The sequence below is a fragment of the Kutzneria buriramensis genome (assembly GCF_003387475.1).
GTDB lineage: Bacteria > Actinomycetota > Actinomycetes > Mycobacteriales > Pseudonocardiaceae > Kutzneria > Kutzneria buriramensis.
Genome location: NZ_QUNO01000016.1, coordinates 254,722 through 277,708, shown reverse-complemented (window position 1 = coordinate 277,708; position 22,987 = coordinate 254,722). Strand labels below are relative to the sequence as shown.

The 22,987-nt window shown below is 70.2% G+C and carries 23 protein-coding genes; 14 read left to right on the top strand and 9 right to left on the bottom strand.

The window, feature by feature from the left end; all coding sequences use genetic code 11:
• Nucleotides 1-15: 15 nt before the first annotated feature.
• Genes BCF44_RS39685 through BCF44_RS39640 form a run of 10 tightly spaced genes read left to right on the top strand, consistent with a single transcriptional unit; the run spans nt 16 to nt 9,720 of the window.
• Nucleotides 16-1,287 (top strand): ABC transporter substrate-binding protein, encoded by a 1,272-nt coding sequence (locus BCF44_RS39685; protein ID WP_116179646.1) that lies wholly within the window; start codon nt 16-18, stop codon nt 1,285-1,287.
• Complete coding sequence (locus tag BCF44_RS39680) at nt 1,284-2,240, top strand: carbohydrate ABC transporter permease (protein ID WP_116179645.1); 957 nt, start codon at nt 1,284-1,286, stop codon at nt 2,238-2,240. Before BCF44_RS39685 ends, BCF44_RS39680 begins: the two co-directional genes overlap by 4 nt.
• Nucleotides 2,237-3,055, top strand: a complete 819-nt coding sequence (locus BCF44_RS39675; RefSeq protein WP_116179644.1) for a carbohydrate ABC transporter permease — start codon at nt 2,237-2,239, stop codon at nt 3,053-3,055. The genes BCF44_RS39680 and BCF44_RS39675 overlap by 4 nt, the downstream gene beginning before the upstream one ends.
• A 2-nt stretch (nt 3,056-3,057) precedes the next feature.
• On the top strand, nt 3,058-4,395 hold the full coding sequence (locus tag BCF44_RS39670) for a GH1 family beta-glucosidase (protein WP_211353438.1): 1,338 nt from the start codon (nt 3,058-3,060) through the stop codon (nt 4,393-4,395).
• A 9-nt stretch (nt 4,396-4,404) separates the two neighbouring features.
• On the top strand, nt 4,405-5,421 hold the full coding sequence (locus tag BCF44_RS39665; RefSeq protein ID WP_116179642.1) for a LacI family DNA-binding transcriptional regulator: 1,017 nt from the start codon (nt 4,405-4,407) through the stop codon (nt 5,419-5,421).
• Nucleotides 5,422-5,439: 18 nt separating this feature from the next.
• Entirely contained in the window at nt 5,440-6,159 is a 720-nt protein-coding gene (locus BCF44_RS39660; RefSeq protein ID WP_116179641.1) for a PIG-L deacetylase family protein, read from the top strand.
• 20 nt (nt 6,160-6,179) lie between these two features.
• Entirely contained in the window at nt 6,180-6,722 is a 543-nt protein-coding gene (locus tag BCF44_RS39655) for a 3'-5' exonuclease (RefSeq protein ID WP_116179640.1), read from the top strand.
• Nucleotides 6,723-6,771: 49 nt separating this feature from the next.
• Entirely contained in the window at nt 6,772-7,572 is an 801-nt protein-coding gene (locus BCF44_RS39650) for a dienelactone hydrolase family protein (protein ID WP_116179639.1), read from the top strand.
• On the top strand, nt 7,569-8,963 hold the full coding sequence (locus BCF44_RS39645) for an amidohydrolase (protein ID WP_116179638.1): 1,395 nt from the start codon (nt 7,569-7,571) through the stop codon (nt 8,961-8,963). Before BCF44_RS39650 ends, BCF44_RS39645 begins: the two co-directional genes overlap by 4 nt.
• Nucleotides 8,956-9,720 carry a maleylpyruvate isomerase family mycothiol-dependent enzyme gene (locus tag BCF44_RS39640; protein ID WP_116179637.1) on the top strand — a complete coding sequence of 255 codons (765 nt, stop codon included), beginning with the start codon at nt 8,956-8,958 and terminating at the stop codon, nt 9,718-9,720. Before BCF44_RS39645 ends, BCF44_RS39640 begins: the two co-directional genes overlap by 8 nt.
• Here BCF44_RS39640 and BCF44_RS39635 read toward each other — a convergent pair.
• Complete coding sequence (locus BCF44_RS39635; RefSeq protein WP_211353424.1) at nt 9,701-10,159, bottom strand: protein-tyrosine phosphatase family protein; 459 nt, start codon at nt 10,157-10,159, stop codon at nt 9,701-9,703. The genes BCF44_RS39640 and BCF44_RS39635 overlap by 20 nt on opposite strands.
• The gene (locus BCF44_RS39630; RefSeq protein ID WP_116179636.1) at nt 10,156-10,857 is read right to left on the bottom strand and encodes a coiled-coil domain-containing protein; all 702 of its coding nucleotides are present in this window, start codon (nt 10,855-10,857) and stop codon (nt 10,156-10,158) included. Before BCF44_RS39630 ends, BCF44_RS39635 begins: the two co-directional genes overlap by 4 nt.
• Nucleotides 10,858-11,116: 259 nt before the next feature.
• Here BCF44_RS39630 and BCF44_RS39625 point away from each other — a divergent pair, with 259 nt between their 5' ends.
• Nucleotides 11,117-12,061, top strand: coding sequence for a chitinase (locus BCF44_RS39625; RefSeq protein ID WP_116179635.1), 945 nt, complete (start codon nt 11,117-11,119; stop codon nt 12,059-12,061).
• Between the two features lie 276 nt (nt 12,062-12,337).
• Entirely contained in the window at nt 12,338-12,799 is a 462-nt protein-coding gene (locus tag BCF44_RS39620) for a heme-degrading domain-containing protein (RefSeq protein ID WP_116179634.1), read from the top strand.
• Here BCF44_RS39620 and BCF44_RS39615 read toward each other — a convergent pair.
• Genes BCF44_RS39615 through BCF44_RS39595 form a run of 5 tightly spaced genes read right to left on the bottom strand, consistent with a single transcriptional unit; the run spans nt 12,796 to nt 20,187 of the window.
• The gene (locus BCF44_RS39615) at nt 12,796-14,019 is read right to left on the bottom strand and encodes a phenylacetate--CoA ligase family protein (protein ID WP_116179633.1); all 1,224 of its coding nucleotides are present in this window, start codon (nt 14,017-14,019) and stop codon (nt 12,796-12,798) included. The two genes, BCF44_RS39620 and BCF44_RS39615, sit on opposite strands and share 4 nt — an antisense overlap.
• Nucleotides 14,019-16,493 carry an acyl-CoA reductase gene (locus BCF44_RS39610; RefSeq protein WP_116179632.1) on the bottom strand — a complete coding sequence of 825 codons (2,475 nt, stop codon included), beginning with the start codon at nt 16,491-16,493 and terminating at the stop codon, nt 14,019-14,021. The genes BCF44_RS39615 and BCF44_RS39610 overlap by 1 nt, the downstream gene beginning before the upstream one ends.
• A complete protein-coding gene (locus BCF44_RS39605) occupies nt 16,493-17,632 on the bottom strand; it encodes a LuxE/PaaK family acyltransferase (protein ID WP_116179631.1) in 1,140 nt (379 codons plus the stop codon). Before BCF44_RS39605 ends, BCF44_RS39610 begins: the two co-directional genes overlap by 1 nt.
• Entirely contained in the window at nt 17,629-18,750 is a 1,122-nt protein-coding gene (locus tag BCF44_RS39600) for a GNAT family N-acetyltransferase (protein WP_116179630.1), read from the bottom strand. Before BCF44_RS39600 ends, BCF44_RS39605 begins: the two co-directional genes overlap by 4 nt.
• Before the next feature lie 54 nt (nt 18,751-18,804).
• Entirely contained in the window at nt 18,805-20,187 is a 1,383-nt protein-coding gene (locus BCF44_RS39595; RefSeq protein WP_116179629.1) for a glycoside hydrolase family 28 protein, read from the bottom strand.
• A gap of 214 nt (nt 20,188-20,401) precedes the next feature.
• Here BCF44_RS39595 and BCF44_RS39590 point away from each other — a divergent pair, with 214 nt between their 5' ends.
• Both BCF44_RS39590 and BCF44_RS39585 read left to right on the top strand, forming a co-directional pair.
• Complete coding sequence (locus BCF44_RS39590) at nt 20,402-20,803, top strand: amidase (protein ID WP_116179628.1); 402 nt, start codon at nt 20,402-20,404, stop codon at nt 20,801-20,803.
• 4 nt (nt 20,804-20,807) lie between these two features.
• Entirely contained in the window at nt 20,808-21,989 is a 1,182-nt protein-coding gene (locus BCF44_RS39585) for an MFS transporter (protein WP_170217989.1), read from the top strand.
• Here BCF44_RS39585 and BCF44_RS39580 read toward each other — a convergent pair.
• Together BCF44_RS39580 and BCF44_RS39575 are read right to left on the bottom strand one after the other, a co-directional pair.
• Entirely contained in the window at nt 21,986-22,408 is a 423-nt protein-coding gene (locus tag BCF44_RS39580; RefSeq protein WP_147328800.1) for a DUF6292 family protein, read from the bottom strand. The two genes, BCF44_RS39585 and BCF44_RS39580, sit on opposite strands and share 4 nt — an antisense overlap.
• 38 nt (nt 22,409-22,446) lie before the next feature.
• Complete coding sequence (locus tag BCF44_RS39575; RefSeq protein ID WP_116179625.1) at nt 22,447-22,959, bottom strand: ATP-binding protein; 513 nt, start codon at nt 22,957-22,959, stop codon at nt 22,447-22,449.
• Nucleotides 22,960-22,987: the final 28 nt, after the last annotated feature.

Genomic DNA, 22,987 nt, shown 5'->3' with positions numbered 1-22,987 from the left:
AATGGAGCGGAGCACATGCGTCAAAGACTTCTCGCGACCGCCATCGCGACGGCCCTGGTGGCGGCAACCGCCGCCGCGTGCGGCGCCGGCGACGCGGCGGACAGCAAGATCCACTTATCCATCGCCACGTTCGGCGAGTTCGGCTACGAGGACCTGCTCAAGCAGTACCAGGCCGAGCACCCGGACATCGTGATCACGGCGCACAAGGTCGGCCAGGCCGCGCCGCACCACCAGGAGCTGTTCACCAAGCTGGCCGCGGGCTCGGGCCTGGACGACGTGGAGGCGGTGGAGGAGGGCTACCTGGCCCAGGTCCTCACCAAGGCGGACAAGTTCAACGACCTGAGCAAGATCGGCCCGGCCGACGCCGGCCCGGACCGCTGGCTGCCGTGGAAGTACGACGCCGGCAAGTCCAAGGACGGCAAGCTGATCGGCTACGGCACCGACATCGGCCCGCTCGCCATGTGCTACCGCACGGACCTGTTGCAGCAGGCCGGCCTGCCGGCCGACGCCGACGGCGTGAAGGCGCTGTTCGCCAGCTGGCAGAGCTACTTCGCGGCCGGCAAGACCTACGCCCAGAAGACCGGCAAGGCGTGGTTCGACACCTCCACGCAGATCTTCAACGCCATGCACAACCAGCACGACGTCGGCTACTACGACACCAACAACACCCTCGTGGTGAGCTCGAATCCCGACATCAAGTCGGACTGGGACACGGTCACGCAGGCGATCGCCGACAAGGAGTCCGCGAAGCTGGTGTCCTTCAGCAACGAGTGGCAGGCCGGCTTCAAGACCGGCGCCTTCGCCACCACCGTCTGCCCGGCCTGGATGCTGGGCGTGGTCGAGCAGAACTCCGGCCCGGACAACAAGGGCAAGTGGGCGGTCACCGACGCGTTCCCCAACGGCGGCGGCAACTGGGGCGGCTCGTACCTCACGGTTCCGTTGCAGAGCAAGCATCCCAAGGAGGCCGCGGCGCTGGCCGCCTGGCTGACCGCGCCGGCGCAGCAGATCAAGGCGTTCGTGGCCAAGGGTCCGTTCCCGAGCCAGGTGCAGGCGTTGCAGGCGCCCGAGCTGCTCAACACCACCAACGCCTACTTCGGCGGCGTGAAGACCGGCGCCCTGTACGCGGAGCAGGCCAAGAAGGTGGCCAAGGCGCAGTACAAGGGTCCGCAGGACGGCCAGATCCAGGACAACGTGTTCGCGCCGGCCCTCCAGGCCGTGGAGCAGGGCAAGTCCACCGCCGACGGCTGGCAGCAGGCCGTAGCCGGCGCCGAGAAGGCCGCGAAGTGACGCTGACCCAACTGCCCGCGCGACGACCGGAGTCCGCCACTCCGGCCGTCGCGCGGCGGGATCGCTGGGCCAAGCTGGATCTGAAGGTCTCGCCCTACGTCTACGTCGCGCCGTTCTTCGTGGTGTTCGCGGTGGTCGGGCTGTTCCCGTTGCTGTACACGGGATACGTGTCGCTGTTCGACTGGCAGCTGGGCGACGACACGGCGAAGTTCCTGGGCGCCGGCAACTACACCGAACTGCTGACGGATGCGCAGTTCTGGAACGCGCTGGCCAACACCGTCAGCATCTTCCTGCTCTCCAGCGTGCCGCAGGTGATCGTCGCGATCGGCGTGGCCGCGCTGCTGAACACGAACCTGCGGCTGCGCACGGGCTTCCGGATGGGTGTCCTCGTCCCGTACGTGGCGAGCCTGGTCGCGGTCGGCATCATCTTCGGCAACCTGTTCGGCGTCAACTACGGCCTGGTCAACTCGGTGATGGACCTGATCGGGATCGGCCCGATCGACTGGCAGGGCAACCGGCTGGCCAGCCACATCGCCATCGCCACCATGGTCAACTGGCGCTGGACCGGCTACAACGCGCTGATCGTGCTGGCCGCGATGCAGGCGATACCGCCGGAGCTGCACGAGGCGGCGATGATCGACGGCGCCGGCCCGTGGCGGCGGTTCACCAACATCACCCTGCCGATGCTGCGGCCCACCATCACCTTCGTGGTGATCACGTCCACCATCGGCGGGCTCCAGATCTTCACCGAGCCCAAGCTGTTCAGCGCCCAGCCCGGCTCGAACACCGGCGGCTCCACCAACCAGTTCCAGACCGTCACGCTGTACCTGTACCAGTCGGCGTTCGAGAACCTGCGGCTCGGCTACGCCAGCGCCATCGCCTGGGCGCTGTTCCTGGTGATCGTGGTCGCCGCCGTCGGCAACTACTTCCTCACCCGGAGGCTGAGCCGATGACCCGCCGCCCCGGTTTCCTCGTCTACGGCCTGCTCGGCGCCTTCGTGCTGGGCTCGGTCTTCCCGCTGTACTGGTCGTTCCTGGTGCCCAGCCACGGCAACGACATCCTCACCGACAAGGTGCCGCCGCTGTGGCCGGGCGGCAACTTCCTGGCCAACGCCCAGCAGGTGCTGGACACCGTGCCGTTCTGGCACGCCATGCTGAACAGCCTGATAGTGTCCGGTTCGGTGGCCCTGTCCGTGGTGGTGTTCTCCACGCTGGCCGGTTTCGCCTTCGCCAAGCTGAACTTCCGCGGCAGCAATGTTCTTTTCGTACTCGTGGTCGTCACCATGGCGGTGCCGACCCAGCTCGGCATCATCCCGCTCTACATGGCCATGTCCGAGTTCGGCTGGGCCGGCCACCTGCAAGCGGTGATCGTGCCCAACCTGGTCAGCGCGTTCGGCGTGTTCTGGATGCGCCAGTACCTCGTGGACGCGGTGCCGTCGGAGCTGATCGAGGCGGCCCGCGCCGACGGCTGCTCGATGATCCGCGTCTTCTGGCACGTCGCCGTGCCGGCGGCCCGGCCGGCCGCGGCCATGCTCGGCCTGTTCACGTTCATGCAGTCCTGGAACGACTTCCTGTGGCCGCTGATCGCGCTGGACCAGAACAACCCGACCATTCAGCTGGCCCTGGAGCAGCTCCAGGCCGGCTACTACGTCAACTACGCGCTGGTGCTCGCCGGCACCACGCTGGCCACGATCCCGATCTTCCTGCTGTTCGTCGTGGTCGGCCGTCAGCTCGTCGCCGGCATCATGCAGGGCGCCGTGAAGGGGTGACTGTGTTCCCGGAGGGATTCCTGTGGGGAGCGGCAACGGCCGCGTACCAGGTGGAGGGCGCGGCCGTCGAGGACGGCCGGTGCGAGTCGATCTGGGACGTGTTCTGCCGCATGCCGGGACGGGTTGTCAACGGCGACAACGGGACCGTGGCGACGAACCACTACCACCTGCTCGACGTCGACCTCGCGCTGATGAGCGAGCTCAACCTCAACGCCTACCGGTTCTCGGTGTCCTGGCCGCGGGTCGTCGACGACGACGGCGGGGTCAACCGCAAGGGCCTCGACTTCTACGAGCGGCTGGTGGACGGCCTGCTCGACCGGGGCATCCGCCCGTTCCTGACGCTCTACCACTGGGATCTGCCGCAGCGGCTGGAGCACCAGGGCGGGTGGGCGCAGCGGGACACCGCGCTGCACTTCGCCGACTACGCCCAGGTCGTGCACGAGGCGCTGGGCGACCGGGTGGACGACTGGACGACCCTGAACGAGCCGTACTGTGCGTCCCTGCTGGGTTACGCGGCCGGCGTGCACGCTCCCGGGCGGCGCGAACCGCGCGCCGCGGCGGCCGCCGTGCACCACCTGCTGCTGGCCCACGGCCTCGCCCGCAAGGTGATCGACAAGAGGGTCGGCATCTCGCTCAACCTGTACGCGGTCGACCCGGTCAACCCGGACGACCCCGTCGACATCGACGCCGCATGGCGGGTGGACGGCCTCCAGAACCGCCTCTTCCTGGACCCGGTGCTGCTCGGCAAGTACCCGTCCGACGTGCTCGGCGACCTCGCCCCGCTGGGCTTCGCCGACCACATCAGGGACGGCGACCTGGCCCTCATCGGGGCCCCGCTGGACTGGCTGGGCGTCAACTACTACACCCGTCACCGCGTCACCGGGCACGCCGGCGGCCGCACGCCGGAATGGATCGGCGCCGAGCACCTGCACAACGTGCCCAGCGGCCTGCCGACGACCGCGATGGGCTGGGAGGAATTGCCGGACGGATTGTTCCGCACACTGAACCGCCTGCACACCGAATACCCCCGCCTGCCGATTCACATCACTGAGAACGGGGCGGCCTACGACGACGCCCCCGACGCGGCGGGATTCGTCGAGGACCGGGACCGGCAGCGGTATTTCGAACAGCACCTGCACTGCGTCGAGGCGGCCATCACCGCAGGTGTGGACGTGCGCGGCTACTTCGCGTGGTCGCTGCTGGACAACTTCGAGTGGGCAGAAGGTTACGCGAAACGGTTCGGCATCGCGCATGTCGACTTCGGCACCTTCGCCCGCACTCCTAAGCTGAGCGGCAGGTGGTACGCGAGGGTGGCGGGGGCCAACGCCCTGCCGGAGTAGGGGTTCAGCGTGGTCGAAGACGGCCGGGAGATTCCGACGCTCGACGAGGTGGCCAGGGTGGCCGGGGTGTCCCGGTCCACCGCCTCGCGGGTGATCAACGGCCGCACCTACGTCAGCGCGAAGGCCCGGGAGGCGGTCGCGCAGGCCGTGACCAGCCTCGGCTACAGCCCGAACATGCTGGCCCGGTCGCTGGCGATGAAGCGGACCAACTCGATCGCGCTGGTGGTCTCCGAGCACGGCGACCGCGTGCTCGGAGACCCGTTCTTCGCCCGGGTGCTGCGCGGCGTGCACGCCGGCCTGGCCGGCAGCGGGCTCCAGCTGGTGCTGCTGATGGCCCAGGACGAGCAGGACCACGGCTCGATGGCCACCTACCTGACGTCCGGGCACGTGGACGGGGCACTGGTGGTCAGCCTGCACGGCGAGGACCCGCTGCCGGCGCAGCTGGTCGCCTCGGGGCTGCCGGTGGTGCTGTGCGGGCGGCCGCTGGCCAAGGTCGAGGTGCCGTACGTGGACTCCGACAACTTCAACGGCGCCGGGCAGGCCGCGCAGTACCTGATCGACCAGGGCCGCCGGCTGATCGGCACCATCGCCGGGCCGCGGGACATGGCCGTGGGCATCGACCGGCTCAGCGGCTGGCGGCGCACGCTGTCGATGGCCGGCCGGCCCACCGACGCCATCGCGCACGCGGACTTCAGCCTGGAGGGCGGGATGGCGGCGATGGAGCAGCTGCTGACCGCCTTCCCGGCGCTGGACGCGGTGTTCGTGGCGTCGGACCTGATGGCCATCGGCGCGCTGCACGTGCTGCGCGGCCGCGGCATCCGAGTGCCGGAGGACGTGGCGGTGGTCGGCTTCGACGACTCGGGGCTGGCCGCGACCTCCGTGCCGCCGCTGACCACGGTCCGCCAGCCGATAGAGGAACTGGGGCGGACCATGACGTGGCGGCTGCTGGCCCAGTTCGAGGGGGACGCGGACCTGCCTCCGTCGGTGTTGCTGCCGACCGAGTTGATCCGCCGGGACACGGCCTGAGCGGGTAGCGTTCCGCCCGTGACGACACCCGAGGCACTGGAGCCCGTGGACGAGTCCTGGGCCACCGCGCTGGCCTTCGTCGCCCATCCCGACGACCTGGAGTACGGGACGGCGGCGGCGGTCGCCCGCTGGACCGCCCAGGGCAAGCGCATCGTCTACGGCCTGGCGACCAGCGGCGAGGCCGGCATCGACGGCGTGGACCCGGAGCAGTGCGGTCCGCTGCGGGAGGCCGAGGAGCGGGCCGGCGCGGCGATCGTCGGCGTGGAGACGGTGGAGTTCTACGGCTTCCCGGACGGCACCGTCGAGTACGGCCTGCCGCTGCGCCGGGCCGTCGCCGACGCGGTGCGCCGGCACCGCCCGGACGTCGTGCTCACCGGGAACTACCGGGGCTTCTGGGCCCCGGGCCAGCCCAACCAGGCCGACCACATCGCCGTCGGCCAGGCCGTGCTGGACGGCGTGCGGGACGCCGCCAACCGCTGGATCTTCCGGGACCTGGGGGATCCATGGCACGCCCGGCGCATCCTCGTCAGCGGCAGCCCGGAGGCCACCCACGGTGTGGACGTGACCGACACGTTCGACCTCGGCGTCGCGTCGCTGGAGGCGCACGGCGAGTACCTGCGGGGTTTGGTCGACAACCCGATGAGCGAGCCCCGCGAGTTCCTGGAGTCGATCGCACGGCAGGTCGGCACTCGGGTCGGCGCCAAGTTCGGGGTGTCCTTCGAGGTAATCGAGTTGTAGGCGGCGGCTAATCTCGCCGCATGACCGCACGTCTGGTGAACGTCGTCGATGTCGAGGCGACGTGCTGGCAGGGCAGCCCGCCGCCCGGGCAGGTCAGCGAGATCATCGAGATCGGGTTGACCGTGGTGGACCTGGTGGCGCGGGAACGCCTTGCCAAGCACCGGATCCTGGTGCGGCCGGCGGTGTCGGCGGTGAGCGGGTTCTGCACCGAGCTGACCGGGCTCACCCAGTCCGAAGTGGACGGCGGAGTGTCCTTCGCGGACGCCTGCGCGACGCTCGTGGCGGAGCACGACGGCCGCAAGCGCGGCTGGGCGAGTTGGGGCGACTACGACCGCAAGCAGTTCACGCGACAGTGCCGGGCGACCGGAGTGGACTATCCGTTCGGCAACCGGCACACCAACGCCAAGGCGGTGTTCGCGGGCGAGGGCCGGCAGGTCGGCATGGCCCGCGCGCTGGACATCGTCGGCCTGCCGCTGGAGGGGCGGCACCACCGGGGCGACGACGACTCGTGGAACATCGCCGCGTTGGTGCTGCACATGGTGGAGCGCGGAAGCTGGTCCTGACCCGCTGCTACGGTCGGCACCACACAAGATCGTGCACGGAGGCAGCACCATGAGCGACGCGCCCACCTCGGACCTCACCGGCTGGCGCCAGGCGCCGTTCACCGGGGCCGGCCTGACCTACGACTGCTACGAGAAGGGCGAGGGGCCCGGCGTCGTGCTGGTGCCGGAGGTGCCGGGCATCACGCCGGAGGTCCTCGGCCTCGCCGACCACCTCGTCGACCAGGGCTTCACGGTGGTCGTGCCGTCCCCGTTCGGCACCCCGGGCAAGCCGATGACCGCCGGCTACGTGCTCGGCGTGATCGCCCGGCTGTGCGTGTCGGCCGAGTTCAGGGCGTTCGCGGTGAACGCCCAGCGGCCGATCACCCAGTACCTGCGGGCCGTCGCCCGGGACCTGGCCGCCCGCACGCCCGGCAAGGGCGTCGGCGTGATCGGCATGTGCTTCACGGGCGGGTTCGCGCTGGCCACGGCCGTCGAGGACGTCGTGCTGGCGCCGGTGATGAGCCAGCCGTCGGTGCCGTTCCCGCTGGGCGCGGCCCGGCGCGCCGACCCCGGCCTGTCCGAGGACGAGATGCAGACGGTGGTGAAGCGCACCGAGGACGGCCTGTGCGTGATGGGCCTGCGGTTCACCGAGGACCCGGCGGTGCCCGGCGCGCGGTTCGACACGCTGCGCAAGCGGCTGGGCGACGCGTTCGAGGTGATCGAGCTCGACTCCAAGCCCGGCAACCCGGGCGGCTTCGGCAAGGGCGCGCACTCGGTGCTGACGGCCGAGGTGCGGGACCGGCCCGGGCACCAGGCGCTGGCCGCCCGCGAGCGGGTGGTGGAGTTCCTGCGCGAGAGGCTCACGGCGTGACGGTCGTCCGCAACGTCCACCAGGACGGCCGGCTGGTCGACGTGCAGATCAGCGGGGGAGTCGTGACGGCGCTGACCGAACCCGGCTCGCTGGGCGGTGAGTGGATCGACGGCCACGGCGGCTACCTGCTGCCCGGGTTCGTGGACGCCCACGTGCACATGCAGCAGTGGGCCGCCACGCGGCGGCGGATTCCGTTGCAGACGGCCAAGTCCGCCGCGGAGGCGGTCTCGTTGGTCGCCGGCTCGGGCGAGGACTGGGTGTTCGGCGCGAACTTCGTCGACGGGCTGTGGCCGGACCCACCGCACAAGGACCTGTTGGAGCGGGCGCTGCCCGGGCGCAAGGTCGCGATGTTCAGCAGCGACCTGCACACGCTCTGGCTGAGCCCGGCGGCGCTCCAAGATCTTGGCGTAGATCACCCGACTGGCGTACTGGTCGAGGCGGAGTGCATGGCCGTCACGGCCCGGATCCCGGCCGGCGACCCGGACGCCTGGGTGCTGGAGGCGGCCGACGCGGCGGCTGCGCGCGGCGTGACGAAGATCGTCGACTACGAGCTGGCGGACACGGTCGTGGACTGGCAGCGGCGGCTCGGCCTGCGGATGCCGGCGGTGCGGGTGGCGTGCGTGATCGCCAAGCACCTGCTCGACGTGACCATCGAGCGCGGGTACCGGACAGGTTCTGCGGTGCCGGAGGGCGACGGGGTGCTGAGTGTCGGGCCGTACAAGCTGTTCGTGGACGGGTCGCTGAACACGCGGACCGCCTACTGCCACGATCCTTACGACGGCGACGGCCATGGTGTGGTCGTCGTGCCGCCGGGGGAGCTGGTGCCGCTGATGCGCCGGGCCTGGTCGCACGGGATCGTGCCGGCGGTGCACGCGATCGGCGATCACGCCAACAAGATCGCCCTGGACGCCTTCGAGACCGTCGGCTGCCGGGGCCGCATCGAGCACGCCCAGCTCGTGGCGGACGAGGACCTCGGGCGGTTCGCGGAGCTGGGGGTGATCGCCTCGGTGCAGCCCGCGCACGCCCCGGACGACCGGGACGTCGCCGACCGGCACTGGGCCGGCCGCACCGGGCGGGCATTCCCGTACCAGTCGCTGCTGGCCGCCGGCGCGACGCTGGAGATCGGCTCGGACGCCCCGGTGTCGCCGCTGGACCCGTGGGACGGCATCGCCAGCGCGGTCACCCGCACCGACGACGACCGGCCCGCGTGGCACCCGGAACAGCGGATCCCGCTGGCGGTCGCGCTGGCGGCGGCGTGCGGCGGCCGCAGCGCCGTGAAGGTCGGCGACGTGGCGGATCTCCTGGTGGCGGAGCGGGACCCGTACGGTGGCGAGCTGAGGGACATGCCAGTGGTGTTGACGATGCTAGGGGGACGGATCACTCATGGCTGAACTGTCGTACTCGACGTACTGCGACGGCATCGAGCGGGAGGTGGCGCGGATCGTCGAGGTCGCCCGCGCGCACGACCGCGCCGCGGCGGTGCCGTGCTGCCCGGACTGGACGATCGCCGACGTCCTGCGGCACCTCGGCCTGTTGCAGCAGTGGTTCGCGGCGATGGTGGACCGGCGGTCGCCGCAGCGGCTGGAGTTCGGCGAGGTCGACTTCGGGCTGCCGACCGACGCCGCCGACTACCCGGACTGGGTGGAGTCGCGGCACGTCGAGGTGGCCAAGGTGCTGCGCGCCGCCGACCCCGACGCCGCGATGTGGACGTGGGGTCCGGGCGGCCAGGTGCGGTTCTGGGCACGGCGGATGCAGATGGAGCTGCTGGTGCACCGCTACGACGTCGAGCTGGCGGCCGGCGAGGTGACGGCCTTCGACCCGGCGGTCGCCGCCGACGGCGTCGCGGAGTTCCTCGTCAACCTGCCGTCCGCGGTGGGCTTCACGCCGGCGGTCGCCGAGCTGCGCGGCGACGGGCAGACGATCGGGTTCGGCGTGTGGGGCACCGAGATCTCCTGGGCGGTCCGGCTCGACCCGGACTCGTTCGGGCTGACCCAGGCCGTCGCCGAGCCGGACGCGACCGTCAGCGCCGAGACCCCGGACGCGCTGCTGCTGCTCGTCTACGGCCGGATCGGCGTCGACGACCCGCGCATTCGCACCGCCGGCGATGCCCAGCTGCTGGAGAAGTGGTTCACGCACTCAAAGTTCTGACCCACTCGCGCTGCTGCTCGGTGTCCGGCACCTGGTGTCCGCGGGCCTTGGTGATGCGCGCCCAGGCATCGTCCGGTTCGAGGCCGGACAACACCATGATCGACGCCGCCAGCAGCGACGACCGGCCGATGCCGGCCCAGCAGTGCGTGACGATGCTGGCGCCGGCGTCGAGCCGGGCGGCGAGGTCGCGCAGCGTCGGCAGGATCTCGTCCCGGTCCGGCACCGTCCAGTCCGGGATCGGGAGGTGCACGAACTGGAGGCCGGCGGCGACCGCTGCCCGCGGCTCGTCGGCCAGGCCGGCGTCGGCGAAGTCCTCGGCGGTGAGCGCGCACACCAGGACGTCCACGCCCGCCTCGCGCAGCGTCGGCAGGTCCCGCAGCCGCGGCTTGGCCATCGTGGCGAGCCGGCCCGGCCCCGGCAGCTCGACGGTGTAGATCACTCCTCGGCCATCCGCGCCAGCTCCGCCGCGGCCTGCTGCGCCGTCGACCGGGCGGCGACCAGGCGGCTGCGGAACTCGTTGTGCAGGGCCTGCATCCGGGCCGTGTGCTCGTCGGCGGCCGAGGTCTGCTGCCGCGCGTGCTCGTCCGCCTCGCGCACCGTCAGCGCCGCCCGCTCCTCGGCGAACCGTGTCACCTTCGCCGCCTCGGCGCGGGCCCGAGCCATCAGCTGCTCGTGCTCGCGGCTCAGCTTCAGCTTCAGCTCGTCGTACTCGCGGTCCAGGACGTCGTTGTGCTCGTTGTACTTGTGCTCGAGCTGGGCCCGCCGCTGCTGGAGCGCCGCCCGCTGCTCGGCGAGCTCGCGCTCGGCCGACCGGCGCTGCTCGGCGATCTCCTCCGCCGCCAGCTCCATCATCATGCGCACGCGCTCGTTGACGTTCTCACCGGTCAGCGGCTCGTCCGCGAACTTGCGGACGCGTTCGCGCAGCGCGGTGAGCTCCTCCTCGGCCGCGCCCAGCCGCTTGGCCAGCTCCGCGTTGCCGGCGCGGGCGAGGTCCCGCTCCCGGGTGGCGGTGCGCAGGTCGAACTCGAGGCGTGTCACCCGCTCGTTGACCTGGCGTGTGTTGTAGCCACGGAGGACCACGTCGAAGTGATTCGGTCTGCGGGCGTCCGGGCCCGCCGCTTCGTCGGCTCCTGCCATACCTCCACCCTACTGAGACGATCATCGCCCCGTTCACCCGAACCGGGGATCGGGATCCTCCGGGTAGCCGTCTTGCGCCGACCATCCCGTACAAACGGGCAAAGCGCTCCTAACGGACGCTCATCTTGACGGGTCGGCGGCGGCGGTCCTAGCGTTGCGTAATCCGTCAGGAAGGTTTCCTATCCAATGCTGGAAACGTTCCCAACGGACCGCAGTTCCCGCCGCCTTCCTTGTTCCCTGCTAGGAAGGAACCCTGTCCATGGCAAGCGCAGTTCGTCGTGCCCTCACCATCGCCGCCGCGGCCATGCTGCCCGCGGCCGCGCTTGCGCTGGGCGCGACCGGGGCCACCGCGGCCACGCCCAAGTCCTTCCCGGCCAAGTTCGCCGCGCCCTACCTGGAGCTGTCCAGCGGCTCCGCCGGCGACATGGCCTCGGACAAGAGCGCGTCCGGTGTGAATCACTACACGCTGGCGTTCCTCATTCCCAAGAGCGGCTGCACGCCGCAGTGGGAGGACGGGGGCGCCGCCGTCGGTGCGTTCAAGTCCCAGATCAGTTCGCTGCAGTCCGCGGGCGGCGACGTGATCATCTCCTTCGGCGGCGCCGAAGGCGGTGAGCTCGCGCTCACCTGCACCAGTGTGTCGAGCCTGCAGGCCGCGTACGCCAACGTCGTCAAGACGAACAACGTGCACCGTCTCGACTTCGACATCGAGGGCGGCCCGCTCGACAACAAGGCCTCCATCACGCGGCGCGACCAGGCCCTGGCCGCGCTGCAGAAGGCCGACCCGTCGGTGCAGGTCGACTTCACCCTGCCGGTCGACCCGACCGGCCTGGAGAGCAACGCCCTCAACCTGCTCAAGGACGCCAAGGCCCAGGGCGTCAAGGTCAGCACCGTCAACATCATGGTCATGGACTTCGGCAACGGGCAGAACGCCCTCAACGACGCCGAGTCCGCGTCCAAGGCCACCGCGAAGCAGCTGTCCAGCCTGTACGGCGTGTCCGCCGCCCAGGGCTTCGCGTTGCAGGGGCTGACGCCGATCGCCGGCAAGAACGACGACAACGAGAACTTCACCCAGGCCAACGCCAAGACGCTGGAGGCGTTCGCCAAGTCGAACGGCGTCAGCGAGCTCTCCTTCTGGGAGGTCGACTCCTACGACAAGAAGGTCGGCTACGCCTACTCGAAGATCTTCAAGGGCATCGAGGGGTGAGTTTCACGGCGGAAAGGTGGGCCCCCGTCGCGCGGCGGGGGCCCGCTGTGTTGTTGGCGCGCTGGCGCGCGCGGCTCGGCCCCTTCGGGGGCCGACGCCTCGCCCTTGCTGGATTTCGATCGGCCGCATCGGGCTCGGGTTGTGGGTGCGTGGGTGGCGGCCGATCGAAATCCAGCAACCGGGCGAAGCATCGGCGGGGCCTCGCACTCGGTTGGTTGCCGGGATCTCATCGGGCGGGGGTTGCACTTTCGCAACAGTGTTGATTAAGTCGGGGGCATGGCTGACCCCGACCTGGACGACCTCCGTGACCAGGAACACCGCCTGGTGTTCGCCGGCTTCGACAACGCCGCGGCCTGGGAACTGGGGGCGCGCATGGTGACCGCCGCGCGGGAGCGCGAGCTGCCGGTGGTGGTGTCGATCGAGCGCAACGGCCAGCGCCTGTTCCACGCCGCACTGCCCGGCACCTCCGCCGACAACGACGCCTGGGTGGAGCGCAAGTCCCGCGTCGTCCGCCGCTACGGCCACAGCTCGTACCTGGTCGGCTGCCAGTTCCGCGCCGGCGGCGGCACGTTCGAGGAGAAGTCCCGCCTCGACCCCGACCTGTACGCCGCGCACGGCGGCTCGTTCCCACTGATCATCCGCGACGTCGGCGTCGTCGGCTCGATCACGGTGTCCGGCCTGCCCCAGGCCGACGACCACGCCTTCGTGGTCGAGCAGTTGGAGGCGTTTCTCGGTTAGCCCCGCTCGTCGACCAGCCGGATGAGCTTGCCCGTCCGGGGATTCGTCACGAGATCCCCCGTCCGCACAGCCTCGACGGCGAGCGGCTGGATGAGGCCTCGTCGCACGTGGTCGGCGAACATCGGCCGCACCTGGTCCAGACGCGCCCCGATCGCCCTGGCGTCGATCCCCTCAGCGGTCACGACTCGAACCACCAACTGGTCCTTGGCGTCGACCCGCCGCAGCACGACCTGCATGCCGCTGACCGCCCCGACCACCTGCTCCACAACATCCCGCAAATCGTCCAAGTAGACGGTCACCGGCCCTACCCGGGCACCTTCATCGGACCGCCCGAGCAGCCGGAAGACACCGGCATCACGGTCGACCCACTCGGCGAGATCTCCCACCGGATACCGAATCACCGGCTGAAGCCGCCGTGACAGGTCGGTCACCACAACCCGTCCGGCGACTCCCGCAGCCGTCACCGCCGCGCCGGTCTCGGGATCGACGATCTCCAGGATCCGGCTAGGGCCAAAGGCCCGGTGCACACGGGAATCCGTCGAGTCGGCAACGGGTGCGCCCAGCGCGCCGCCGTCGACGCTGGCGTACCCGATGGAACGGACGACGGCGTTGGGGAACGCGGCGGCGAGCAGCGCCCGCTGGTCGCCGTAGAACGACTCGCCGCTGAACAGAACCACCCGCACCGCAGGCAGCAATCCCACGGTGTCGAGCACGTGCTGGGCCAGCTGACAGAGCGAGGTAGGCGGCGCGGCCACGACGGTAGCGGCGAACTCCTTCATCGCGCGGACGGAGAAGTCGGCGGGGGCGCTGCCGGCGATGGGCAGCTGCACAGTGTCGACCGCCGCCTCCTGCAACAGGTTCAACGTGAAGATGAAGCTGGAATACAGCTCGCCGGCATAGAACAGATTCGCCACACGGTCGCCGGAACGAACGCCGGCGGCGGGCAGCCCGGTGGCGAACGTCGTGACCATGTCCCGCCACTCGGCCCGGGTGTACACCGACACCCGCGGCGCGCTCGTCGTGCCGCCGGTTTTGAACACCATGCCGTCGGTGACCTCGCCGGTGAGCAAGGTGTTGTCGTGCAACGAGTTGGCCGCCCAATAGGTGGCGTGATCGACGATCGGAAGGTCCGCCAGCTCCGGCACCGGCGGCAGGCCGGCGTAGAGCTCCTTGTAGTACGGCGAATTCTCCCGCGCATAGGCGACAAGTTCAGTGAGCATCAGATGTTCCTGGTCCGGCGGTCGACGACGGTCAGTAGCTTGCCGCTGGCGGCGGTGTGCTCGAACTCCTCGACCGGCAGCACCTCGACGTGCAGTTGGAGCTGTCGGTCGCGTTCGACGACGATCCGCAGATCGGGGTAGCCGTCCAGAATGCGGCGGACGCCGTCGTCGAACTGCTCGGTGACGCGGACGGTGAGGTGCTCGAACCGCTCGTCCTCGGTGAGCACGGCCTGCACGGCGCCGGTGTAGTCCAGCGTGTCCTCGACGACGGCGACGAGCCGCCGGTAGTTGAGGAAGTGGCCGCCGCTGCGGAACACGTCGCCGGTCCGGCCGAGCAGCTCGAACCGGGGAGTGCGCCGCCCGCACGGGCAGTCGTCGTCGAGCCAGCGCCCGAGGTCGCCGATCTCGTACCGCTCCAGGCGCTGCCCGCGTCGGGTGTGCGAGGTGATCACCAGCCGTCCCACGCCGTCCACCGGATCGACGATCTCCACCGTGTGCAGGCCGGTGAGCATGTGGTGCACGCGGGCGGGGGAGTGCTCGCACTGGTAGCCGAGCGGGCCGGCGTCCACGCTGCCGTAGCAGGCAGACCGGATCACCTCGACGCCGAAGTCCTCGGTCAGCCGCCGGCGCTGCCGCTCGCCGAAGTGCTCGCCGCCGTAGAAGATCTTCCGCACGCCGCCGTGCGCGCCGAGGATGTCGCCGGCCTCGTCGAACATGCGCAGCAGGTAGCTGGGCATGCCGACCAGCGTGTCCACCCGGTTGTCCACAATGGACCGGGCGACGTCCCGGTGCATGTGCGGCTGGGCGGCCATCGGGAACTGCACGGCCCGCAGCGCCTCGAGGGTGGAGAAGAAGCTGGGGAAGCCGCCGTAGAGGTGGCCGCCGAAGAACAGGTTCATCACCCGGTCGGATCGCGGGTCGAGGCCGGCGGCCAGCAGCCCCTCGGCGGTGAACCGCATGTGCTCGTGGTAGTCGTCCCAGCTGAACGCCGACAGCTTGGGCGCGCCGGTGCTGCCGCCGCTGCGGAAGAAGACCTCGGCCCGGCTGATGTCGTCCTGCAACCGCTCGAACTCGGCCTTGGTGGTGACGGGCACGTCCGGCGCGTCGAGCTGCCGGGTGCCGATGAGGTCGTCCAGGCACGCGTCGGTGCGGAAGCGGTCGTCCAGTTGGACGTCCACCCGGCGGCTGTAGCGCTGCATGGCGTACACGCCGTCGTGCGGCTCGCCGTCGTAGCTGGACAGCATCTCGCCGGGCACGGTCACCCGCTGCACGCCGATGCCGACCAGCAGCCGGGCCAGCGCGGCGGTGTCCCGGCGCGAGGCGCCGAGCCCGACGGTCTGGAGGTATCGGCGCATCGGGCGCAGCGTGGCGGCGATCAAGTTGCGGGGCAAGGGCTTCACCCACACCGTGCGATAGAGCGGCGAGGCCCGTAGCGCGGATCGGACGTCGGCGAGCACCCGCCAGCCGCCCGCTGGATCGGCGACGACCCTGGTCAGGCCGAGGTGTTCCTCCAGCCCGGTCACCACGACGGTGTTGGTGATCTCCGCCCACTCCGCGTCACTTGGCTCGCGCCGCTGCACGTCCGGCGACACCGCGGCCAGCACCGCGGCGAACCGGTCGGCGAACGCGAATACCTCCTCGGCTGAGTCGGTGTCGAGGTAGATCACCTGCGGGCTGGAACAGGCCTGCTGGTCGAGCCGGCACACGTCATCCGCGACGGCGCGCAGCTCGTCCGGCGACGACCAGGAATCGGCGGTGAGATAGGCGAAGGAGAGCTTCGGACCCCAGTCGACGAGCCGACAGCCGGGCGGCAGCAGCTCGGCGACGGCGGCGAGCGCCTCCTCGCCGCCCCACGCGGCGACGGCATCGGCGGGCGCGCACATGCGTTCCAGCCAGTCCCGTCGGCTGGACGGACAGCGCAGCACGATCAGCCGTGCCGCGATCGCGCCGGTCCGGTCGTGCGAGGCGAGTTCGGCCAGCAGTTCCGCCGTGAACGACGAGTCGTCGCCGCTGGTCTTGATCACGTTGAGGTTGCCGGCGAGCAGCCCCTCGATCGCGCTCAGCGCCCCCGCCGCCGGTGCGTTGCCGGGCGCGAAGTGCACGAGCAGACCCACCGGCACCCACGCCTCGAACACGGGCCGCCGCAGGTCGAACCGGGCCAGGCGGGCCGGATCGAGGCCGCCGAGCTCGCGGACGACCTTCTGTTCCAACGCCTCCCGGTCCAGCGCCTTGGCGAGATCGCGGAACGTCCGGTCGATCTCGTCGGCGGGCAGCTCCCACTCCCGCAACCGGGCAGCAAGCCGGTCTCGAACCGGGCCGCCGGCGAGGTCCCGGCCGAGGCGGGCACAGGCCGACAGCACGACGAGTGGGCTGAGCGGCCGACCCGTCAGCACCTCCTGGGCGCACTCGGCCAGCGTGTCCAGCAGCTTGCCGGCGGCCTCGTCGTCGACCGTCTCCCCTTGCCAGTAGTGCATCAGGACCGTCCCTTGAGCATCTCGGCGGCGGCGATCGCGCAGCTGCGGTTGCGGCTGACGCCGGCGCGGCCGTGCACCACGAACCACGGCGTGGGCAGGCCGCAACCGCACTCCTCGGCGGGGTGCAGCGAGGCCAGATCGCCCATCAGCACGCTCTGCGCCGGCACCGAGGTGATGTACGGCGACAGGAACTGGAGGTAACCCCTTTCCCCGTACGGCAGCGGTTCCAGCGTGCGAACGGACCGGATCAGCACCCGCGACCAGCTCGGCACGTGCAGGTTGTGCCGCACGCACTCGAAGTACGGCACCGAGTGCTCGACCGAGCCGAAGCCGTCCCGGATCCGCTCGTCCGGGATGCCGAGCCGGTCGGTGATCCGCCGGTACAGCTCGGCCTTGCCGACCTGTTTGTCGGCGTTGCCCTTCCAGCCGCCGCCGAACAGCACCAGCGATCGCGGCGACAGCTCGATCGGCGGCAACCCCATGTCCCGCATGCGGTCCAGCGTGAACGCCAGGAACGCGGGGAAGCCGAAGATCCGTACGGGGCGGCCCTCCTCGGCGAACCGCAGCAGCGCCCGGACGCAGCCGAACGGGTCGAACTCGTGGCCGGAGCCGGTGTTCGGCAGCCCGTACTCGATGGCGTTGACGGGCGCGAACTGGCAGGTCAGCTGGCCGGTGGCGGACGTGCCGAGGGACAGCCCGGGTTGCGGCTGGTAGTGGTAGAGCAGGTAGTTGACGGGCTCGTCGTCGATCCAGCCGTTGTGCTCGAACAGCCGCGCCACCATCCGCCGGCCGGCGCCGATCGTGAAGGCGTCGAAGAACATCTGCGACTTCTGACCGGTGGTGCCGGACGACGTCAGATGCGCGGTGACGTCCTTGTCCGACACCGACACGATCTCGTGCATCTTGAAGAAGTCGGCGTGCACGAAGGGCTGGTCCTCGAGACGCGTCAGCGGGCCGAGATCCCCGACCAGGGAACGGAAGAACGGCGACCTCGCGGCGTGCCAGGCGTTCGACTCGGTCATGGCCCGCAGGAACAGCCCGTCGTCGTGGGTGTAGCCGTCGGCGATGTCGCACAGCCGCTGCACGTCGGCCAGCGCGACCGGATCCGGCACGGTGACCGGGTCGGAGAGCAGGTTCATCGGTAGACCCCGTGGGTGTTGAGGTACTGCTGCGTCCAGGCCTGGATGTACTGCTCGGTGAACGGCCGGAAGGCGGCGTCGATGGCCAGGCCGCGGAAGTCCAGCGGCTGCACGGTCCGGGCCATCACCACGTAATCGCGGAAACCGTCGCCGTCGCGGCGCATCGCCGGGTACAGCGCGGCCGGAATGAAGCCCCGCGTCAGCAGCACCGACAGCTCGGCGAACGCGTGCAGCGGAACCAGCGTCTCGACGTACATCGCTCCGAGATCGGTGAGCTGCCGGATGGTCTGGTCGAGGTGCTCGGCGACCGCCATCGGCCGTGGCGCCGCCGCGACGAGCGCGCAGTAGCCGTCCCGGCGGCTCAGGTGGACGTACAACTCGTAATCGGTGTCGACGAGCATCATGTTCGGCGTGTGGAAGGGATAGAACCGCCGCACCGGGTCCGCGATCCGCTCCTGGAACCGGTCGAGGACGAACCGCGGAGCGTCCACCAGCTCGGCGGTCGGCGGATCGGTGCACGGCGGTGACGGCTGATCCGGCCCGGGCACGACCTCCGGCGGATCGGGCCAGCCGACCTGTGCGGCGGTCGCGTCGATCAGGCCGGCCAGCCCGGACGGCACGCGCTCCACCGGGATGCGCCGGTCGAGCACGCCGTCGCGGTAGCGGGCCAGCAGCACCATCGTCTCGTGCCGGTCCGACCGCCGCAGGTTCGGGAACACGCCCATCGGGTGGAACCCGTTGCCGAGGAACGTATGTTGCGGCGCAACGGTGGTCGTGCGGGCGGTGGCGTAGACCGAGTCGACCTCACCGCCGGCCAGCACCCGCTCGGCCAGGGCGGCGAGGATCCGGCGGGCGATGCCGGCGCCCCGGTGCGCGGGGTCCACGACCATGCCCTGCACCTTGCCCAGCCGATCGTGCGGATCGACGGTGGCGATGATCGACGCCACCACGCCGTCGGCCGGATGCCTTGCCACCAGCCAGATGGTGCCCGCCGACGCGATCTCGGCGGACATCACCACCGGGTCGGTGCCCAGGGGCAGCGAATAGCTCGCCCCGTAGACTCGTCGATACAGCCGCAACAGTTGCGGCACATCCGACTGATCGGCCGTGTCGAACACGCGTGAACCCCGTTCTGCGCTGGTCTTTCGACGCTAGCAGCGCAGAAACTGTGATTACCCCACCTTTTTGCCGTTCACGGTGACGCCGGTGAACTTCCGACCGTCTATGTTGGACAGTGTGTTGGACGTGTCGGAGACGCCGTTGAACGCGCAGTTCGTCACGGTGAGGCCGGCGATGTGGTCGTTGGACAGGCCGCTGACGTCGAAGGCCTTGCCGTTGACCTTGGTGCTGGAACTGTTGGTGATGCTGAGCGGTCCGAACTTCGGCGGGAAGTTGCCGGTCTGGCCGTTGTAGGTCATCGTCACGAAGGCGATGTCACGATCGAACGTGCCGCTCACGGTGTCCAGGTTGATGTTCTGGGCGAAGCCGCCGCGCAGGGTGTTCGACTTGACGTAGAGGGCGAATTTCGTCGCGCCGACCACCTTGATCTTGTATGCGTACACGTTGCGCACGCCGCCGGTGATCTCGCTGCCGCAGGTGATCGCGCCCCAGTTGCCGTTCATCGTGCAGTTGACCACGACGATGTTCTGTGACGGCACGTTGATCCGCCGGCCGTCGGCGTCACGACCCGACTTGATGGCGATGTTGTCGTCGTGCGCGCCGAGGGTGCAGTTGCTGATCACCACGTGGTCGCAGGACTCGGGATCGCAGCCGTCGGTGTTGGAGTGAGCCGTGCTCGCGTCGGTGGTGACGCCGTCGACCGTCACGTTCTTGCTCAGCGTCGGGTGGATCTGCCAGAACATCGGGTTCTTCAGCGTGATGCCCTGGATCAGCACCGTGTCGCAGGAGTACGGCTCGATGAACGTGGACCGCATGTCGTGGCCCGAGCCCGGCACGATCCGCTGCTCCGGCGGCACGCCCTTGGCCACCAGGCCGTCCAGGTAGGCGCGGTCGCTGCCCTTGTTCCACGACGACGTGCCGCCCGCGTCCAGCACGCCGCTGCCCGTGACGGCGATGTTGTGCTCGCCGTGGGCGTAGATCATGGGGGAGCGGTTCATGCACTCGATGCCCTCGTAGCGGGTGAGGACCGTCGGGTACTTCGAGGCGTCGCCGCTGAACGCCAGCGTCGCGCCGGCCGCCAGGTTCAGGTCAACGTTGCTCTTCAGATAGATCGCGCCCGTGACGTACGTGCCCTTCGCGACCACCACGTGCCCGCCGCCCGCCGCGTTCGCCGCCGTGATCGCCTTGGCGAAGGCCGCCGTGTTGTCCGTCTTGCCGTCCGCCACCGCGCCGTAGTCCGCGACCTTGAACGTCCGGTCCGGGAATGTCGGCAGCTTGGTGCTGGCCACGATGTCGTTCGCCGCCGGCCACGGCAGCGCCGGCACGTCGTGCCTGGCCGCGCAGGCCGGGGCGTCGAACAGCGGGGCCAGCCCGAGCGCGCCGGTCACGGCGGCGCCGAGCTTCATCATCTGACGGCGGGAGAGCGCGCCGGCCATCGACTTTCCTCCTCGGTGAGGGTCGCGGCGGCGGGCCGTCTGCCACTGTAAAGGTTTCCACTCAACCGGGATGTGTGACGCGGGTCACATCAACGGAAAGCCGGTGCGGTCACCGTCACATGATCACATGGCGAGCCTGCCCCGGTTGGAGGTCCCCCCAACACGCTGAACAGGCGGTATCCTCTTCTGATCGGGTCGGCGGAGGAGGTTGACGGTGGTCGAGCCAAGCCACGAGTTCCACCTCCTGCACGTGACCCAGTCCTGGCCGGCGCCGGACTACGACGACCCGATGTACGACGCCATCAAGGCCGACCCGCCCGAGGGATGCGTGCCGGACGACTTCGGCGGCCTGTTCGGGCTGCGCTGCGTTCGCAGCGCGCCGACGCTGTTGGACGCGGTGGCGGAGGTCTGTCACGAGGTGCGGACCGCGCACGGCTTGCTGATGACGGATCTGGGCATCGAGAAACTCTGGGAATGGTCCCCGGACGGCCGGGACGGCTTCGGAGCGACGATCGTCGGCCAGCTCCTGCTGATGGCGTCCTCGCGCGGCCAGCAGCTCGGCTATGACATCGAGGACCTGGTCCGCTTCATCCGCACCGCGGCGGCCGCCAAGTAGCGCGTTGACGGCCACTCTCTGGCGCAATGGCGACTACCTGCTCTACTGGTGGTCACGCGCGAGCTCCATTCTCGGCTCACAGGTCAGCTACCTCGCGATTCCGCTGTACGCGTTGACGGTTCTGCACCAGTCCCCGACGGCCGCGCTGGTGGGCGTCTGTGGTTACGGCTCGGGACTGTTGTTCGCCTTGCACGCCGGCGTGATCGGCGACCGGTTCGATCGCCGGCTGGTGATGGTCGCCGCCGACGTCTGCCGAGCCGTGCTGATGGGAATTCTCGCCATGCAGGCGGCTTTCGGCGTGGCTTCGCTGCTGTCCATGTGCTTGATCGCGCTGGCGGTCGGCGCGCTGTCGGTGGTCTTCGACTCGGCGGCGAACGCGGCGCTGCCGGATCTGGTCGGCGAGGAGTTGTTCGCGCGGGCCATGGCCCGGAACCAGTCGCGGGACTTCGCGCTGGGCATGGCCGGACCGCTGCTCGGCGGCGCACTGGTCGCGGTCGGCCCGAAATGGGCGTTCGCGTTCGACGCCGCGAGCTACGTGGTCTCGGCAATCCTGCTGGTCTTCATCAGGACGCCGCTGGCGCCCGGTGCCGGACCGGGACGGCGTCGAACCCTCGCGATGATCCGTGACGGCCTGGGCTGGGTGGTGAAGGACCGCACGCTCCGGCGAATGACGCTCTATCTGAGCGTGCTCAACTTGGTGCTGACGGCCGGTGTGTTCGCCACCGCCGACCACTTCGTGGCGCGCGCCGAGCCGCTGGGGCAGGGGTTCATGGTCGCCGTGCAGGCGGTCGGCGGATTGCTGGGGTCGCTCGTCGCCGAGCGCCTGCACCGCACCCGGTCCGTGCGGGCGATCATCGGCCTGCACGGCGGGTTGTGGTTCGTCGGCCTGACGGCGGCCGGCATCCTGCCGGTGGCGCCGGTGATCGCGTTCGGGTTCGGGATCGGCTGGCTGGTCGCGCCGGCGCTGCGGATCGCGTTCGGCAGCCGGCTCGTGCGCGTGGTGCCGACCGACGTCCGCGGCCGGGTCAACAGCGCGGTGTCGCTGTCGACGGCGACGTTCAGCATGGTCGGACCGGCCGTCGGCGGCGTGGCGTTCGGCCTTGTCGGTTACGGCGTGACGATGGTGGGACTGGGCCTCGTTGCCCTGGCAGCGGTGCTGCTGGCCCCACGGTCCACAGTGGACTAGGCGGCCAGGCCGTCCTCGGAACGGGCGGCGAGCCGCCACACCAGCTCCTCGGCCTGCTCGGCGTCCAACGACGGTGGCGCGTCGGGTTGACCCGGACAGCGGCCCGCGATCACGTCCTCGACGAACCGGTGGACCTCGTCCGTCTCGGCGAGCACGTCACCGCCGAGATAGGCCAGCACCACCGGGTCGTCGGCGGGCGCCGTCTCCAGCGCGACCGACCAGCCGTGCCGCTCGTCCCACAACAGCATCAGGTCCAGCTCGGGGAACACCGGGCTGCGCCGGTGCAGCGCCAGATAGGCGGTGGAGAGCTCACTCACCTCGTGGTGCACGGCATGGCGCGGCACGCGCAGTTCGGCGGCGACGGTATGGACGTAGCTGGCGAGACCTCGGGCGGCGAGACTATCGGGATCAACATTCACGCACCGCGACTACCCGCGGTCAACCGTCGCGAAACCGGTCACATCCGAAAATCCTGCGGCCCGCCGAGGGCGCTCAGGATTCGCTGCATGACCTGAGGGTCGACACCCAGCGGCTCGTCGGCCAGCGCCTCGGCGGCGGGCGACCGCCGCTGCTCACGCCGCGGCAGCGGCACGGAGCGGGCGTTCATGTTGTTGGGCAGCGCCAGCTCGCTCCACAGGCGTGTGCCGTACGCGGTCGGCACGACGCCGATGCGCGCGCCCGCGACCTCGGGCGACACGACGGGGCGGGTGGCCACTTCCTCGTCCTCGATCTCGATGACCAGACCGTCGCCCTGAAGGCGCAGCCGCACCGTCAGGAAGCCGGCGACCCCCGGGCCGGCGTTGTCCACGACCGCGGCCACCAGATGCCGGCCGACCTGGGTCGCCTGCGGCACGAGGGGTCGCAGCGACCACTCCATGAGGGAGAAGCGGACGAACATCTCGGCGACGTTGACGGCGCTCGGCGTCGCCACCAAGCGCAGGTCGTCCACCTGGGAGGTCTGGTTGTTCAACCGAGTTCCTTCCCGTAGTCGGTGAGTG